Raw genomic sequence first — 1704 nt, forward strand, 5'->3', positions numbered from 1 at the left:
AGTATACAATCATGCCTTTATAAATACCGGCTGTAAAATTGTGCCCATTGAAACGGTGGAAGAGTTGGAGAAAGCCATCAACGAAAAAACGGCCCTGATGCATTTCCTCAATATTGCCTCGGGCGGAAAAATATCACAGGAGGAGTGGGTGGCGCTTGGGAAGAAACACGGCATCCCTACCAGTATTGATATTGCTGCAGATGTGCCACCGGTTTCGAATTTGTGGAAGTTCCATGATATGGGCTTTGATATGGTACAGATTTCGGGAGGCAAAGCCATTCGTGGTCCGCAGAGTGCAGGTTTGCTCATGGGGCGTAAAGCAATCATCCAGGCTGCCCGTTTGCATATGCCCCCCCGCGGGTTTAATATAGGCAGGGGGATGAAGGTGAACAAGGAGGAGATCCTTGGTATGTATGTGGCCTTGGAGCAGTATATAGCCCGCGATCATGATAAAGAATGGAAAGAATGGGAGAAAAGTATTGCATTGATCGAAACAGCGGTAAAATCAGTGAAAGGAGTGGAAACAAAAATATGGGTGCCAACGGGGGGGAATATTACCCCGAATCTGTCTATTAACTGGGAGAATTCCGGGAAACCGGCCGAAGGAAAGGATCTGCAGGAAAAACTCAGGATGGGGTCGCCCTCTATTGAAGTAGGTGGCGGTAAAAATGGCGTAAATGTTACGGCCTGGATGCTGAAGCCCGGAGAAGATAAGATCGTGGCACGCCGACTTAAAGAAGAACTTCAAAAACTGCTGGCATGAAAAAATTATTGACCGGCAGCCGCCTGTTGTTGCTGGTGGCAGGGCTTTTGGCGGGAATTGGGCTGCAGGCGCAGACCTATGCAATCCTGATCAAAGGAGGCCATGTAATTGATCCGAAAAACGGTATTGATGCCGTCCTGGATATTGCCATCGACAAAGGCAAAATTGTTAAACTGGCTAAGAATATTACAGAAACCGCCGTGCAGGTGGTAGATGCCAGAGGGCTCTATGTTACACCCGGGCTCATAGATATGCATACCCATAATTTCTGGGGTACGCATGCCGACCAGGCTTATATGAATGCGCCCAGCGCACTGTCACCCGATGGATTTACATTCCGCACCGGGGTTACAACAGTAGTGGATGCGGGTTGCCCGGGTTGGCGGAATTTTGATATCTATAAGAAACAGACCATCCAACTGTCGCAAACCAGGGTGCTTGCCTTCCTGAATATTGTAGGGCATGGCATGCGGGGCGGACACTATGAATCGGATACAACCGATATGATTCCCGAAGAAGCAGCCAGGGTGGCATTGGCTAATAAAGAACATATCATCGGCTTTAAAGTGGCGCATTACAACCGGCCCGACTGGACACCGGTAGACAATGCTGTAAAAGCCGGCAACCTGGCCGGCGGTTTGCCGGTGATGATTGATTTTGGCGGAGCCGAACCGGTATTATCAATCCGGTCCTTGTTCCTGGAACACCTGCGCCCGGGAGATATTTTTACGCACTGTTTCGGACAGTTGCGCGGTCGGGAATTTATAGTGGATACCACTACCAAAAAAGTTAAGCCCTTTGTTTGGGAAGCACGTAAAAGAGGAATTGTATTTGATGTGGGCTATGGCGGCATCAGCTTCGCATACTCACAGGCAATACCGGCCGCGCGGGAAGGTTTTTTTCCAAGCACAATTTCTACCGATATACATGTAGGTAGTATG

General features: G+C 49.1%; 2 protein-coding genes. Both read left to right on the plus strand.

The window, feature by feature from the left end; all coding sequences use genetic code 11:
• A partial coding sequence (locus A1D16_RS12990; protein ID WP_290710128.1) for an aminotransferase class V-fold PLP-dependent enzyme occupies positions 1-763 on the plus strand: 763 nt, incomplete at its 5' end.
• Positions 760-1704: amidohydrolase/deacetylase family metallohydrolase (locus A1D16_RS12995; protein WP_290710130.1), on the plus strand; the 945-nt coding region annotated here is incomplete at its 3' end. The genes A1D16_RS12990 and A1D16_RS12995, both read left to right, overlap by 4 nt.

The organism is Flavihumibacter sp. CACIAM 22H1 (assembly GCF_001601815.1).
GTDB lineage: Bacteria > Bacteroidota > Bacteroidia > Chitinophagales > Chitinophagaceae > Flavihumibacter.